Origin of the sequence: Paenibacillus whitsoniae, from assembly GCF_003955665.1 — a bacterium.
GTDB classification, from domain to species: domain Bacteria; phylum Bacillota; class Bacilli; order Paenibacillales; family NBRC-103111; genus Paenibacillus_E; species Paenibacillus_E whitsoniae.
This window is the reverse complement of the sequence record NZ_RXHU01000019.1, coordinates 1-15,539: the sequence shown is the minus strand read 5'-3', so window position 1 is coordinate 15,539 and position 15,539 is coordinate 1. Positions and strand designations below refer to the sequence as shown.

General features: G+C 46.5%; 13 protein-coding genes. 9 read left to right on the top strand and 4 right to left on the bottom strand.

The window, feature by feature from the left end; translation table 11 throughout:
* Positions 1-108 precede the first annotated feature (108 nt).
* Together EJQ19_RS07585 and EJQ19_RS07580 are read left to right on the top strand one after the other, a co-directional pair.
* Complete coding sequence (locus EJQ19_RS07585) at positions 109-1,026, top strand: ABC transporter permease (protein WP_126140605.1); 918 nt, start codon at positions 109-111, stop codon at positions 1,024-1,026.
* Between the two features lie 92 nt (positions 1,027-1,118).
* Positions 1,119-3,020 carry a glycosyl hydrolase family 28-related protein gene (locus EJQ19_RS07580; protein ID WP_126140604.1) on the top strand — a complete coding sequence of 634 codons (1,902 nt, stop codon included), beginning with the start codon at positions 1,119-1,121 and terminating at the stop codon, positions 3,018-3,020.
* 55 nt (positions 3,021-3,075) lie between these two features.
* Here EJQ19_RS07580 and dat read toward each other — a convergent pair whose 3' ends face one another.
* Complete coding sequence (dat, locus tag EJQ19_RS07575; protein WP_126140603.1) at positions 3,076-3,906, bottom strand: D-amino-acid transaminase; 831 nt, start codon at positions 3,904-3,906, stop codon at positions 3,076-3,078.
* 281 nt (positions 3,907-4,187) lie between these two features.
* Between dat and EJQ19_RS07570 the strand changes: the two genes are divergently transcribed.
* Positions 4,188-6,842, top strand: coding sequence for an adenosylcobalamin-dependent ribonucleoside-diphosphate reductase (locus EJQ19_RS07570; RefSeq protein WP_126140602.1), 2,655 nt, complete (start codon positions 4,188-4,190; stop codon positions 6,840-6,842).
* A gap of 857 nt (positions 6,843-7,699) precedes the next feature.
* Here the strand turns inward: EJQ19_RS07570 and EJQ19_RS07565 are convergent.
* The 3 genes from EJQ19_RS07565 to EJQ19_RS07555 all read right to left on the bottom strand — a co-directional run bounded on the left by EJQ19_RS07565 (position 7,700) and on the right by EJQ19_RS07555 (position 9,530).
* Positions 7,700-8,278 carry a S26 family signal peptidase gene (locus EJQ19_RS07565; protein WP_126140601.1) on the bottom strand — a complete coding sequence of 193 codons (579 nt, stop codon included), beginning with the start codon at positions 8,276-8,278 and terminating at the stop codon, positions 7,700-7,702.
* 82 nt (positions 8,279-8,360) lie between these two features.
* Positions 8,361-8,984, bottom strand: coding sequence for a LolA family protein (locus EJQ19_RS07560; protein WP_126140600.1), 624 nt, complete (start codon positions 8,982-8,984; stop codon positions 8,361-8,363).
* A gap of 18 nt (positions 8,985-9,002) precedes the next feature.
* On the bottom strand, positions 9,003-9,530 hold the full coding sequence (locus EJQ19_RS07555) for a hypothetical protein (protein WP_126140599.1): 528 nt from the start codon (positions 9,528-9,530) through the stop codon (positions 9,003-9,005).
* An 882-nt stretch (positions 9,531-10,412) separates the two neighbouring features.
* Here EJQ19_RS07555 and EJQ19_RS07545 point away from each other — a divergent pair.
* The 6 genes from EJQ19_RS07545 to EJQ19_RS07520 form a co-directional block, all read left to right on the top strand.
* The gene (locus EJQ19_RS07545) at positions 10,413-10,838 is read left to right on the top strand and encodes a hypothetical protein (protein WP_126140598.1); all 426 of its coding nucleotides are present in this window, start codon (positions 10,413-10,415) and stop codon (positions 10,836-10,838) included.
* 76 nt (positions 10,839-10,914) lie between these two features.
* Positions 10,915-11,280, top strand: coding sequence for a hypothetical protein (locus EJQ19_RS07540; RefSeq protein ID WP_126140597.1), 366 nt, complete (start codon positions 10,915-10,917; stop codon positions 11,278-11,280).
* Positions 11,281-11,676: 396 nt separating this feature from the next.
* The gene (locus EJQ19_RS07535) at positions 11,677-12,630 is read left to right on the top strand and encodes an ABC transporter permease (RefSeq protein ID WP_420901664.1); all 954 of its coding nucleotides are present in this window, start codon (positions 11,677-11,679) and stop codon (positions 12,628-12,630) included.
* 18 nt (positions 12,631-12,648) lie between these two features.
* The gene (locus EJQ19_RS07530) at positions 12,649-13,530 is read left to right on the top strand and encodes a carbohydrate ABC transporter permease (RefSeq protein WP_126140629.1); all 882 of its coding nucleotides are present in this window, start codon (positions 12,649-12,651) and stop codon (positions 13,528-13,530) included.
* Positions 13,531-13,566: 36 nt separating this feature from the next.
* Positions 13,567-15,078, top strand: a complete 1,512-nt coding sequence (locus EJQ19_RS07525; RefSeq protein WP_126140596.1) for an extracellular solute-binding protein — start codon at positions 13,567-13,569, stop codon at positions 15,076-15,078.
* The coding region (locus EJQ19_RS07520) for a glycoside hydrolase family 88 protein (protein WP_206438380.1) at positions 15,078-15,539 on the top strand (462 nt) is incomplete at its 3' end. The genes EJQ19_RS07525 and EJQ19_RS07520, both read left to right, overlap by 1 nt.

Sequence of the window (15,539 nt, the reverse complement as noted above, 5' to 3'; positions counted from 1 at the left end):
TCAAGATTGGCATATACCGGATTCTTGTGTATTGCGGCGGTAGCGAGAGGCCCGTAAAGTAGGGGGTGTCAAATGAAGTTTGTTCGCAATTGAAAGGAGTTTTCTCGCATGAAAACGACACCGCTGTATTCAAAAAAGAAGCTCTGGGCGCTCAACAGCCCGCTCTATCTCATGTTCGTACCCGTGCTGCTGTACTTCGTCATTTTCAAATATGTGCCGATCGGCGGGCTGGTCATCGCTTTCAAAAACTACAATCTCGCCGACGGCATCTGGGGCAGTCCGTGGTCAGGGCTCGATAACTTCAAGCTGCTGTACAACAACCCGAATATCGTTCAAATTATTCGCAATACGTTTATCATCTCGCTGCTCAGCACGTTCGTCGGCTTTCCGTTTCCAATTTTGCTGGCGATCCTGCTGAATGAGGTGCGGAAATCGTTTTTCAAAAAGACAGTCCAGACGCTTGTCTATTTCCCGCATTTTCTCAACTGGGTCATCATCGGCTCCTTTGTGGTGCTGATCTTTGCACAGGAGCACGGCATCATGGCATCGATTTCGAAAGGATTTACGGGCGAGACCTATCCGTTTCTGTATGAGAAAAGCTCTTGGCTGGCGATTTTTCTGGGAGCGGGCATTTGGAAAGAGACGGGCTTCTCGGCCATCATTTATTTGGCGGCGCTTGGCTCGATCGACCCGAGCCTGTATGAGTCGGCCAGTATGGACGGTGCCAATAAGTGGAAGCAAATGTGGCATATTACCCTGCCGGGTATTGCCCCTGTCATTGCGCTGATGTTGATTCTGTCGATGGACCGCGTCATGAATGTAGGATTTGATCAAATTTATGTGTTGAGTAATCCGGTCGTTTCCGACTTATCCAATGTGATTTCGGTATGGAGCTATAATATCGGTCTCCGCAACGGGCAGTTCAGCCTGTCGACGGCGCTCGGCTTGTTTGAATCGGCGGTAGGGCTGACGCTTGTCGTCATCGCGAATACCATTTCGCGCAGATTTGGCCAGAGTATGTGGTAAAAGCCGGAAAGGGGGTGAGCAGCGCTTTTCAGGTCGTGCAACTTGGGATCAGTCATTCATTCCATTCATAAAAATGAGGTGAGCGATTACTAATGAAAGCCAAGCTGTGGTTGAAAAGTGTACTTCTTGCAGGCGCTCTGCTGGCGGCGATGCCGATTTCGGCTTCCGCCTTTGATTACGGCGACTTGCCGTCAAGCATTATGCCTCCCGCCGGTTTTCCGAATCCGGCATGGGTGGATCCGGGCGGTTGGACGACGCTCAATGTGACATCGTACGGCTTGCCCGCCGACGATGCAAGTGTAGATGCGACGTCGGCGCTGCAAAACTTGCTCGCCAGCACGTCGGGCAGACGGATTCTGTACTTCCCGGACGGTGCGTATTATTTTAAGACGCCGTTATCGATCACGAGCGGGGATCTTATTCTTCGCGGCAACGGTTTGACGAAAACAACCTTTTTCATCGGAGACGGAGCGAATCTGAATACGGAGCTGCGTTTTGACGGAAGCTTAAGCGGGTCGCCCATCGCGGTGAGCGGATCGCCAGCGGCAGGCACTCAAACCATTACAGTGGCAGATGCGTCCACGCTGAATGTCGGTGACTATTTGTCGCTCTATTTATCGGGCGGCAAGGTGGCTTGGAGCTTTTATACCGAATCCCAGATCGTTAAAATCACAGGCAAAAGCGGCAGTACGCTAACGCTGGACATGAAGCTTGGGCTGGATTATCCGGCGGCGAAAACACCGATGGTGCAGAAGCTGAACTTGCTGCAGAATGTCGGCGTGGAGAAGCTGAAGCTGGTGCGGACGGTACAACCGACGATCGAGAACACGAACAATCTCTCGCTGAGTCGGACGGCAAACGGTTATGTCAAAGACATTGAATCCGTCATCAGCGGCCGGGGCCACATCTCGATCGACAACTCGAAAGACATTGTGATTGAACGAAATTTTGTACATGATGCCTTCATTAAAAATGTCGGCGGCTATGCGTATGGGATTGTCAATAACGGGTCGACCAGTGTGCGTGTGACGGATAACAAAACATGGGATCTACGCCACCACATCCTGCTGCAGCTTGGCGCGAACCATTCCGTTATCAGCTACAATTCGTTGGAAGCGCCGTACACGGACTATAACGACATGGCTTTTCATGCGAATTATGCCTATATGAATCTGATTGAAGGCAACACCTTCAAGGAAGGCTTTGCAGATAATTCCAAGACCGGCGACCCGGCCATGACGGCCACAGGTCCCCGCAATACGTGGTTCCGCAACTATGCAACGGGCAAAATCGGCACGGACAATACCTCAACGGTGAATCAAAATATGATCGGCAACGTGTCGGGCAGTGTTTCTACAGCCGGTTCCGGCCATTATTTGGGCGCGAATAAGTTGACGAGCGGGACGATCAATTGGGGCTCGCTGAGCTCGTCATCGAACATTCCGGCTTCCTTGTATTTGCCGTCGGTGCCGTCTTTCTTGAGTTCGAAGCCGTTTCCACTGTATGGTCCCGGCGTCGGTACGGACTGGGGCGTGAACAATACGAACCCCGCGAAGGACAGAGCTGCTCCTGTAAGCGGATTCACGCTGGTAGACGATCTGAACGACTGGAGCAAAACGTACAGCCATACGGCAAATTTGAATTTTGATAACGCCAATACGGACAAATTTGAAGGCGATACTTCGCGGGCGAAGCGTACGACGAAGACGAATGAAGAGGTCGTCTGGAAGCAAATCGGCATGAGCTCGTTCACGGCCGTCACTTATTTCTGGCCTTCCGAGGGCGTGTCGGCGTTCACGCTGTATACGTCTCCGGACGGCACGACCTGGACGGCGGCATCGCCTTCGATCACAGGCGGCACGGGTGACTGGAAGAAATACACGTATTCGCTCAGCAATCTGCAAGGCGTTAACTATGTCAAAATGCGTTGGAATAACACCGGCGGCTCTGTGTGGAATCCGCAAATCAGCAAGGTCACGATGAAGACGTATTAAAAAGGCAGCTCAGCATCTTTTCCGATGCTGAGCTGTTTTGTTGTGTCGGCAGGTGTTATTTAGTGAATGTACGTTCGAATTCCGCTTGAAGCTGCCGGGCGATAGGACCAGGAGTACCGCCAGCTATAGGGCGGCCGTCGATTTCCACGACAGGTGTAATTTCCATCGTCGTTCCTGTAATAAAGGCTTCATCCGCTTGTAGAAGCGCGTCTGTTGTGAAAGCTTCCTCGCGAACGGGGATGCTTAGTGAACGGGCGATTCTAAGCACGACCAAGCGCGTGATGCCGTGCAGGATCAGGTTGTTCGCCGGATGCGTGAGCAGCTCTCCTTGGGAGACGATCATCAGGTTGGACGCGCTGCACTCCGTTACGATGCCTTCGCGGTGCAGGATGACTTCCTGCACGCCGCGATCCAGCGCCGCTTGCTTGGCGAGGACGTTGGGCAGCAGGTTCAGCGTCTTGAGGTCGCAGCGCAGCCAGCGAATGTCGGGCTGGGTTACGGCCCGAATGCCATGCTGGATCGTGGCCAGCGGGCGCGGGACCTCATTGCAGTAGGCAAGCGTGACCGGCTCGGCGGTTTGCGGGAAAGGGTGGGCTCGAGAAGCTTCACCCCGGGTGATTTGCAGATAGACGGTGCCCTCCGTGAGGCTATTGCGAGAGATCAGCTCACGCAGGATGTTGACGAACTGCTCGCGCGAGTAAGGGAGCGTTAGCTTGACCTCCAAGGCTGTCCGCTCCAGCCGATCCATGTGAGCGTCACACTCGTACAATTCGCCGTGATAGACGCGAAACACCTCGTAAATGCCGTCTCCGAAATAATAACCCCGGTCATTTGGAGAAATGTGCACGTCATGTGCAGGAATAAATTCGTTTTTGAAAAAATACATGGGGCCTCACGTCCTTATAAAAAATTATCATCGAACATTTGTTCTAAAAATGATTAGACTGTGGTATTCTATTATTAAAGTATCAAAGCTTGCGGGCCGCGTCAAAACTAGCACGCTTTGAGGGAGAAGGCAATAGGGACATATGCCTTTGTAGAGACTAAATGTTGTGTAGTATAATGAAGAGTGCATACCAAATATTGTGAAATGATGGCATTGGTACAGTGCAGCAAATATCTTGAATCGCAGCTGAAATCGCAGCTACTTGGGAGGGTATTTGAAAGATGGGGAACGGGTACACGAGCAAGGGATTAACAGGCTTAAGTGAAAAAATCTTTTTGGATCGCTATGCTTTGAAGGAGGCAGACACGAGCAAGGCTCAAGTGGGAGATACGGTGCTCGTGCTGACGAAAGACGATCCGAAATTTCCGGCCAAAGAGGTCGGGGAGATTATTAGCCGTGAAGGCAATAAGGTCAAAGTGCTGACGCGCAGCGGGGAAACGGTGGAATCAGCCGTTGAGAAGCTGACGCTCAATAGAGAAAAATCGCCGGAAGAAATGTGGGATCGTCTCGCGGGTGCGATGGCATCGGTCGAGAGCACGCCGGAGAAACGCGCTGAGTGGACGGAAAAGTTTAAATATGTGCTGAACGACTGGAAACTGGTTCCCGGCGGCCGAATCGCAGCCGGAGCGGATGCCAGCGATGAGTTGACGCTGTTCAATTGCTACGTGATTCCTTCGCCGAAGGACAGCCGCGGCGGCATTATGAACACGCTGACGGAAATGACCGAGATTATGTCTCGCGGCGGCGGTGTCGGCATTAACTTGTCGTCGCTGCGTCCGCGGCGCGCGATCGTCAAAGGCGTAAACGGGTCCTCCAGCGGGGCTGTGTCGTGGGGCGGGCTTTTCAGCTACACGACTGGCTTGATCGAGCAGGGCGGCAGCCGGCGAGGTGCGCTTATGCTGATGATCAACGACTGGCATCCGGATCTCGTGGATTTTATTACGGTCAAGTCGACCATGGGGCAGATCACAAACGCGAATCTGTCCGTTTGCGTAAGCAATGGATTTATGCAGGCGGTGAAGGAAGATAAAGATTGGGATTTGGTGTTCCCGGATACGACCGACCCGGAATACGACGAGAAGTGGGATGGCAATCTGGATGCATGGAAAGCGATGGGCAAAGCGGTGAAGCCTTACCGTACCGTTCGCGCACGCGATGTATGGCATACGATAATCGAGTCCGCTTGGAAATCTGCGGAGCCTGGCGTCGTGTTCCTGGAATACTACAACCAGATGTCGAACAGCTGGTACTTCAATCCGATTATTTGTACGAACCCGTGCGGCGAGCAAGGGCTTCCGGCTTGGGGCGTGTGCAACCTGTCTGCGGTCAACTTGTCCAAATTCTACGATGCAGAGAAGCATGACGTCGATTGGGAAGATCTCGGGAAGGTCGTGCGCTATTCGACGCGGTTTCTGGACAATGTCATCGACAAGACGCCGTACCATTTTGAAGAAAATCGTGCGAATCAGCAAAATGAACGCCGCGTAGGCCTTGGTTCCATGGGGCTGGCTGAACTGATGATCAAGCTGCAGATTCGTTATGGCAGTCCGGAATCGCTCGAATTCCTGGATAAACTGTACGGCTTCATGGCTCGTGAGGCCTATCTGGCTTCCGCCGAAATTGCTGCCGAGAAAGGTTCGTTCCAGGCGTTCGATGCTGATCTGTTTTTGCAAAGCGGCTTTATGAACAATATGACCCGTGTTTATCCGGAAGTCGGAGCGGCGATTCGCCAGCATGGCATGCGCAATGTGACCGTTATTACGCAAGCGCCGACTGGCAGCACGGGCACCATGGTCGGCACGTCGACGGGAATCGAGCCCTACTTTGCCTTTGAATATTTCCGGCAAAGCCGGCTTGGCTTCGACAAGCAGTACGTGCCGATTGCGCAGGAGTGGAAGGATGCGAACCCGGGCCAAGAGCTGCCGGACTACTTCGTGACTTCCATGACCTTGACGGCGGAGGATCATATCCGCGTGCAGGCAGCTATCCAGACGTGGGTCGACAGCTCCATTTCCAAAACGGCGAACTGCCCGTCGGACTTCACGGTAGAAGAAACGAAGCGTTTGTATGAATTGGCGTTCGACCTCGGCTGCAAAGGCGTGACGATTTATCGGGACGGCAGCCGTGACGTGCAGGTGCTGAGCACGGGCTCCGGTTCAGGAGCTGCTGATGAGAAGAAAGAAGAGAAGCAGCAAGAAGTCGCTCCGGTCGCTGTCGCGGCGGAAGCGGTTAAAGAGGAAGACAGCTTGACACAGCTTTCCGGCAAGCTGGCCGTGAATGTGGATGCGAAGACGGAGCAAGTCTTCGACCGCCAGTACAAGCGGCGTCCGCAGATATTGCGCGGGGCGACGTACAAAGTGAATACGCCGTTCGGTATGGCGTACATCACAATCAACGACATGAACGGCACGCCGAGCGAGATTTTCCTCAACGTAGGGAAAGCGGGCTCCGACGTCTTTGCAATGTCCGAAGCACTGGGCCGCGTCTGCTCCCTGTTCCTGCGGTATGGGGATCACGGCGACAAAGTGAAGCTGCTCGTGAAGCACTTGAAAGGCATTGGCGGCTCCGGCGCCATTGGATTTGGCAACAACCGCGTCGAGTCGATCGCCGACGCGGTGGCGAAAGCGCTCGAGCAGCACGAAGAAGTGATGAGCGAGCCAGACGACGCGCGGAACTACGTGACCGCGACGAGCGAAGTGGTGGAGGCGCCGCCGACACCGGCTGCTGCGCCGAGCAGCAGCGCGCACGAGCACGAGCACGATGGCGCGGCTGGCGTCGCGTCGAAGGACCTGTGCCCGTCGTGCGGTTCCGCTTCGCTGGTGAACAGCGAAGGGTGCAAGAACTGCGTCAACTGCGGGTATAGCAGGTGTTCTTGAGGAGAAGAGGGGGGCGATAAGCCCCCTTTTCGTTTGTGAGCTGTAACTTAAAATGTCGGTGACTGGAAGATTAAATGTCGTTCGATTGTAACATATTTGGACGTTGGCCCGAGCCTTGATGCTACGGGCTTTTTATTTGTTTAGGATGAGATCTTCTAGTCGGTAATTACTTAGTTTTTATCTATATTCTATTCATACGATCTGGTTCAAAATTGTAATTTTAAATGACGTTTTTTAAAAAGTGAAATCATTCCTACGAGTATTTTTTGTTCTTATCTAATATTAATATTCAGGATCTCTGCGCGCCTCATGCCTCCATTTATTCGTGAGTTGATCTCAACTTTCATTTGATTCAGGAGAATCAAGAGATCCTCATATCCACCCAAGACCTATCAATAGTATCTTGCGTTAGCGTCCTAACGTATTTTCGTTCTTCCATACCCGTATATCATCAATACAAAAAGTTCTTTTGCTCTTCCTAATAGATGTTTCAACATCAGCATTATAACGGGGCTTGGTTGAATACATTTGGTGCAAAAAAATACTCTGTCCTTAATTCTCTTTAAGGTCTCTTATTTTGCGATCCAATAATTTTAGGAGAGTTAACAGCTTTATTATGAGGTGGATTTTTTGTTGAGAATGAGTAATAAAGAAAAAAGAATTTAAAATTAAAGCACAAAAAAAGAGACATCTAGACAGATTGCCTCTTTTTTCCGAGCTAACTATTACTTTAAATGTAAGCGTCAAATAGACTTAACCTTTAATTAGGGATTAGGGCAATTTGACGCTTACTTACAGACAGATTTTGTTTTAGCAACAAAAACTTCATTGCGGATGAGGATCTAGTACGCGTGCCATCACTGACTGCACTTTGTGCATACACCGATTACTTTACCAAGAATCTCATTTGTTAGTAATTTACTAAAAGTACTTCTGGACCAATCGTCACCAATTACAAGTACTTCGTCATTTTTGAGGGTAATTTCACTTTGATTTTTCTTAAAGATTTCATCTATGAGACTTTGCTTAGCAGGTTCATCCATATCGCTATCCTTAAACCTTAGATAGTCATACCCTCTAACATGGGCTGCCCCGTAGAATGTATCTAATTTTCTGCTATTAATATATATATGACCGTTTGTTACTTTTACTTTTTCATTTGGAAGTGCAATTACTCTTGCTACGTTATTGTCCCCATAGTATACAATGTCTCCTCTTACCACAGATTTGGTTTTATAGTATAAGACATCTACAACGACATTTCTTGCATATTCGCTATTACCTTGATCCATAGCATCGCTCAAGGGATTAACAATTATATTGCTCCCTTGTGATACCTCTTCAATGGATTTTCCGGTACTCTTGTCAGTAATCATTTTTTCTGAGCATGCGGCAAGCACTACAAGAAGAAGGCAAGAGATCCAAACACGTTTCATGAAATTCCCCTCCTAAAAGTAAAGACTGTAAGAAGTCCTATTGGAGCCATCTTACAGTCTAACTTTATTTTGTTTTGAATCATTATTCACTTAGGTATTGAATGGAAGCCTTAGATTCATCAACTATAAGAAGCGATTTATCAAATTGTATCTTTTTATCTAATTTATCAACTTTAATTGTATGTGTCGGTTTTCCATTATCCTGATGTTGGGAGTAGTACATTACCGTTTGCTCATCATCATCGAGTTTGATGTGCAAATTAGGTGTTTCGAACTCATTCTTTGAAACTGATTTTAGTTTATTCGCTTTAATGTCCCTTAGTACTCGTGAATTAATTTCAGGGCTTAGAAAAAGATGTGGCACTGGAGTGCTAATACCACTAATATTTCTTATTGTTAATTCATTAATTAACTTTGTGTATTGGTAAAGTTTCTTTCCATCCCAAATTTCATAATCCCCAGTATAGGGACCCGATATGGTATTGAAACGATAATATCCTTTGTCATTATACCATACCTCATATTGAGAAGAGATTTCAACTCCATCAACTGTACCTGTTTCCGAGAATACATAATGACGTGATGTAGTTGTGTCCAAGGTTAACCCTGATGGGTGGTTAGTGGACTGTGTAGCCGCATAAACGGAAGAACTGGCAATGGTACAAATAGCTAATGTTGCCACAACAATTAGACGTTTCATTTTCATAGTTTTAACTCTCCCTAATTAACTAAAATTTTGTCTGTAACGCTTAGGATAATATGTTCCTGCAGGGGAACCTCCAGGTGCATACAAATCAAGTTTAAAGTAGCCCATTGTATAGTTATCCCCTGTGGTAACTGTAGTCCCAATATTCCATGTCTGGTAGTATGTAGAATATCCTGAGATAGAGTATGTCCCTGAATAAGCAGAGTTATTAAATACTGGTGTATCTAAAACAACATTAGGGTTACCTTTATTCCAAATTTTAAGTGTTTGAGTTGTCCATCTATCGGAATACTGGTTTGCAAAAGTATAAGTAGCTTCTGCGCTTACAATGTTAGCTCTTAAAGGAGAAGAGGGGATAACAGGATCCCAATACAGGTTTAAAGCAAAATGGTCTGCATAGTGATCAGAACATTGTAAATTATTCACGTCACATCCTGTCATGTAAGGGTAGGTAATAGACTTGTATGTAGCAGCATTTGCAGATAGTGTGGGAATACTCAACATTAAAATCATAGAACCTACTGTTATTTTCTTTCTAATATTCACTTAATCTCCTCCATATTCTTTATTTACTATTTCCATTACTTACAAGGACATCGTACCAACATTACCATTTTTTGTGTATAGTTCTATTAGCCCAAGTGAATCTATAAAATAGTTTAAATTACGTAAAACCCCATTTAATTCACGTTTTTTTCTTAGCTTAGATTGATTTTATCGACAAATACTTCCATCCCCCCCCAGCCATTCAAATTTACCATTTATGGTAGATTTCTTGTAAGATCAACCTCCTACGGTAGGCCTTGGATGTATCCAAATCGCAGTCTTTTAACTTAGCCATAATCTCAATCTGAGATTTAGTCAAATTCATTTTTCAGCCATAGGTAACGTATATTTTTTATTAATGTACTGCTTATTCGTTCTTTGCGGCGCACTTTATTATTAGCACCTTGAATAACATGAAATTTATCAATGTACCAAGGCTCAGGAATATGAAGGAGCTCTTCGAGTTTTCCTTCTTAGAAAGTTACTGCAAACAAATGAAAACACCTCTCGTCTACTGGTCTCTTAATTGACTTAAATGTCAACTATATGCGCAGCTTTCCTTTTTTTATTTTAAAAAAGGAAAATGGGCTTTCTCTCTTGGGTGAGCAATTTATGTACTATAGACAGCGACATTTTATATTACCATTAATCAGAAAAGCGTCATTTTATGTTTAAGAAAGCGTCAATTGTGACCTACAATTTGGCAAGAAGGGTGGCCTGGAAAGTGTCATCTCAAGTTACAATTCACAGTGATATTTCATAATTAAATGTAAAATGTTTCAAATTTTACTGTAGTTTTTGCTTCAAAATGCATGTATACAGAAAAATGCATAAGTATACATCTAAAAAAGCCTCGATACATAAATGTATTCTAGGCTTTTTTTGGATGATTTCAACGATTGGGGAGGTAGCAAATATTCTGTAACCTATGATCATTTTACAGAGTTGCTCAACCAGTGGGGATATATTTCTGCGGCACCGATTCGCTCTATTACAGCTCCGTTGATTGCTATCTCCAAGTTGATCATTATCGTTAACTTACTGTCACTGCTGATCGCCGTTACTTTGGCATGGATGGTTCCTCGGCGTATTTATTCACCGATCGGGAAGCTTGTCCGAATGCTTGGCGGGGATCATATGGAAGTGGCCATGAAAGATAAAGATGAGTTTTCGTTAATTAATCAAAAGTGGCAGGATATGAACAGCCAGAATCATTCGCTGCACGGCAAGCTGCAACATGAGCTGCCACATCTGAAAGAAAGCTTTTATTCAACAACTGATGCAGGGATATTTGTTCAGATATTCTGACAGTGAACTTACCCATTGATTCAGACAGTATGGTGGGAATGCAGAGCAGGGGATCTTTACGGTTGTCTATCTCCAGTTGATTGGATTCGAAAGTGTACTGGATCGATTTAACAAGGGGGACGAGGGGCTGGTCACCTTTGCTGCTTGCAATATTATGGAGGAAATCATAGACAAGCATCTGGATCAATCCTATGTGATTAATGATCTAACGCTAGCGATTTTAATCGTAGAATCGGAAACTCATCACCGGGATCAAATTTATAGCGTGTGCAGAGAGCTGACATTTACGATTAACAGGCTTTTGCGCATGTGGGCAACTGTCGTGATTGCTCCGTCAACGTACAATATCTCTCAAGTCGCGGCTGTCTTTGAAAAGGCTAAATCGGCGAGAAGATTGTGCCTCACGGAGAAATCCGGGGGCGCTTTTTTGCGTCAATCGTAATGCATCACCTTATTTAAACGTTGTTGGCGGTAAGCCTGATGGAAGCTTTGGAGTAAAAGTTTCAGTCATGATCTAATAAATGAGAAGAAGGCGGCTGTTATCTAATAGGTAACAGTCACTTTACATTTATGGTCAGAATTGGTTTGAGTCCGAATGCAAATCCAAAAGACAGTTTTGCAGGCAGATGATCGGTGTGAACTCAAATTAGGGGGATATCAACTAAAAACTATCGTCGCAACAAATGACAATTTAATCTTGATATTAAATATGAGTGTTCCTTAAGCACCAATCTGAACAATCAGGGACTATCGACGGCAATTTCCTTACCCCTTTATGATGAGACTGCAACTTGCAAGTGAAACCAATTGTCAGAGGGTTATGAAAGGAAGGACGTTTATGGACACAACAACGAAGGCCAGAGTCAGGATATCATTGACGGCAAGATCGTCGACATTCATGAGCAGGCTCGCACGAAATCGATGGCTTTATTTGATGGTACTTCCGGGCTTGCTGTACTTTCTTATTTTTAAGTACTGGCCTATGTATGGCATTTTTATCGCATTTAAAGACTATCAGCCATTTCTTGGTTTTTGGAACAGCCCGTTTGTAGGACTCAAGCACTTCGAACGATTGTTCAGTGACGATAATTTCCTCGTCCTGTTTCGCAATACCTTAATTCTTGCCAGTTACAATATTCTGTTCTTCTTTCCTTTGCCGATCCTCATCGCTCTCATGTTGAATGAGCTGCGAATTGAAGTGATGAAACGATTCGTTCAAACGCTAATCTACATTCCTCACTTTATGTCCTGGGTCGTTGTCGTAGGGATCGCATACATCTTTCTGACGACAGAAGGTGGCATGGTGAATGAGTTGTTAGTACGCATCGGTGGAGAAAAAATCAATTTTCTTGCGAGTAATGAATGGTTTCGAACGATTGTTACTTCGGAAGTGATATGGAAAGAAACAGGCTGGGGAACGATCATTTTCCTGGCGGCCTTGTCAGGTGTTGATCCGCAATTATATGAAGCGGCAAGGATGGATGGCGCAAACCGTGCCCGCCAATTGTGGCATATTACGCTGCCAGCGATCCGCAGTACCATTATCATTTTGCTAATTTTACGGTTGGGCAGCTTCCTGGATACCGGGTTTGAACAGATCTTCCTCATGCTCAACGCGATGAACCGTGAAGTCGGAGATGTGTTTGACACCTATGTCTACTCGGTGGGGATCAGCCAAGGGCAGTACAGCTTTAGTACTGCTGTGGGATTATTTAAATCCATCATCGGATTAGTGCTCGTCGTCTCGTCCAATTACTTTGCCAAGAAAATCGGTGAAGAAGGAATTTACTAGAAAGGAAGCTTGGAAGCTATGCCGATAAAAACAAGTTGGGGAAGCCGAATATTCGATGGCATCAATGTGACGCTTTTGCTTATCTTCTCGTTGATCACCGTTTTGCCCTTTATTTATGTTATTTCTGGTTCCTTTGCCACACAGAAGGAATTGCTAACACGGGGATTTATCTTATTTCCAACGGAATTCAGCTTAGATGCCTACAAGTACATTTTCTCCACACAAACCGTAGTTAGGAGCTTGTTTGTCACGATATTTATCACAGTTGCAGGTACTTTGATTAATATTTTCTTAACTTGCTTAATGGCATACCCACTAGCCCGCAAAGATATGGATTTCCGCAAGCCGATCTTGATGATGGTTGTGTTTACGATGCTGTTCAGCGGGGGGATGATTCCAACATTTCTGGTTGTGAAGCAGCTGGGAATGATCAATACGTACTGGTCCTTGTTGATTCCAACTGCAATCAGTGCGTTCAACTTAATTATTATTCGCAATTTTTTTCAACAGCTTCCAGATGGGTTGGAGGAATCGGCCAAAATTGACGGCTGCAATGATTTGGGGATTTTTCTCCGAATTGTACTTCCATTATCGATGCCGGCCATCGCGACTTTCTCCTTATTTTATGCGGTGGGGCACTGGAATACGTTCTTCAGCGCAGTCTTGTACATCAACGACAGTAAGATGTGGCCGATTCAGGTGCTGCTCAGACAAATTGTGATTTTAGCATCCGGTGGCATTGGAGACTCTTCAGCAATGGGGGCAGATTATGTAGCACCGCCGGATCAATCAGTAAAAATGGCTGTCATTGTGGTATCAACCCTGCCGATTCTTCTGGTGTACCCATTTATGCAAAAACATTTTGCCAAAGGGGTATTGCTAGGCTCGGTGAAAGGGTAACGATATAATAGGAATGAGAAAAGGGAGGATTTCAAAGTGAAACAGACACAAAGAAAAACATGGGTCAAAACCGGCGCTTTGCTTGCGACAGCAGCACTAACCATTACCGCTTGCGGAGCGAAAGAGGAAGGCACGTCTCAAAGCACTAGCGCATCAAACAGCAATCAAGGACCGCTTCAGTTAACCATGATGCTGCCGAGCTACAGCCCGGAGAAAATGCCGGAGGACAGTTCTGTACTCAAACAGCTGGAAGAAAAGACTAATACCAAGCTGACTGTATCCTGGGTACCGTCTACATCGTATACAGACAAACTAAGCGCGACCGTGGCTTCCGGCGAACTTCCGAAAACATTCGTGGCACTTGAGCCGAAAGCGCCTTTCATCATTAACGCTTCACGTACAGGCATGTTTTGGGAAGTCGGCCCTTATCTGAAAGATTATCCGAATCTAAGCAAAATGTCCGATATCGTTCTCAAGAATATTTCTGTTGACGGTAAAATTTATGGGGTTTATCGGGAGCGTGATCTTGCTCGTTTTGGTCTAATGATGCGCCAAGACTGGTTAGAGAATCTTGGCTTGCAAGCACCGAAGACCTTAGATGAGTTGTATAACGTGTTGAAGGCATTTGCAACGGGAGATCCCGATAAGAATGGCAAGCAGGATACGATTGGACTAGCTGTTGGCATGCAAGGCGGTGTCATTGCAGGCTTTAAAGATATCCTTGCATACAACGGGGGGCCGAACGAGTGGGAAGTGAAAGATGGGAAATTGACGCCATCTTTTGTGACAGATGCTTACATGAGTACGTTGAAGTTCTACAAGAAGTTGTATGATGAGAAAATCATCAATCAGGATTTCGCATTAATTCCGGACGGACGTGCTGTCATGAATAAAGGGCAAGCCGGGCTCTGGATTGATAATATGCTGGACGGGAAAAATATCGAAGATAATATTAAGAAGGTTGTGCCGACAGCAAAGCTTACGCTGCTTAACCGGATTTCCGGGCCAAAAGGGGAGCGGACAAGAGCAGGTGCCGGATATTTGGGCATGTACATGATTCCCAAAACAAGTGTGAAGACCGAAGCCGAACTCAAACAAATTCTAACTTACTTTGATCGCATTTCCGAAAAAGACAACCAGAATCTGATGAAATACGGGATTGAAGGAAAGCAGTACACCCTTGACAATGGTGCGTATAAGCCAACTGCGGATGCAAAGCTGAAGTCGGACATGAGTGACAGCAATCAGTTTATGATTTTGCAGAATCAAGTTGTCAACTATGGAACGGATTTAGAGAAGCTAACCTCGAAGTTGTTTCAAGATAATGCGACTATGGCGGTTGCGAATCCGGCTGCGCCATTCATCTCGAATACAGAAGTGGAGAAAGGCAAAGAGCTGGCCAAGATCATTGAGGATGCGACCGTGAAGTTTATTATGGGATCCATTGACGAATCAGGATGGAAGCAAGCCGTTGAGAAATGGTCGCAAAGCGGTGGAAGTAAAGTGATCGAGGAAATAAATGCCGAGTATGCGAAGGTAGCGAAATAATGCCTAAATTAGTGATCGATGAACAAAGGATTAGATCTGTGATAGATCGGGTTGTTGACCGCACGTTCCGGATGGATTTCAGCTGGGATTGGCCGGGTGGCGTGGCGTTTTATGGCGTGTGCGAAGCGTATGAGGCAACCGGGAAGAAGGAGTATCTTGCCCAATTGCAGGCATGGATCGACGAGCAGATCGAAGAGGGGCTGCCTAAGCTTTCCGTTAACGCCGTCTCGATCGGACATGCTCTGCTGACCTTATTTCAAGCTACGCAAGACGAGAAGTACTTGACGATAATGATGGAAATGGCGGAGTATCTGCAGAAGGATGCGGTGCGGTTTGCCGACGGCATATTCCAGCATACCGTCAACTCGGAATCGTACAATTTTCCGGAGCAAGCGTGGGTAGATACGATGTTTATGGCCGGATATTTCCTGCTCCGGGTCGGCAGCCATCTCGGCCGTCAG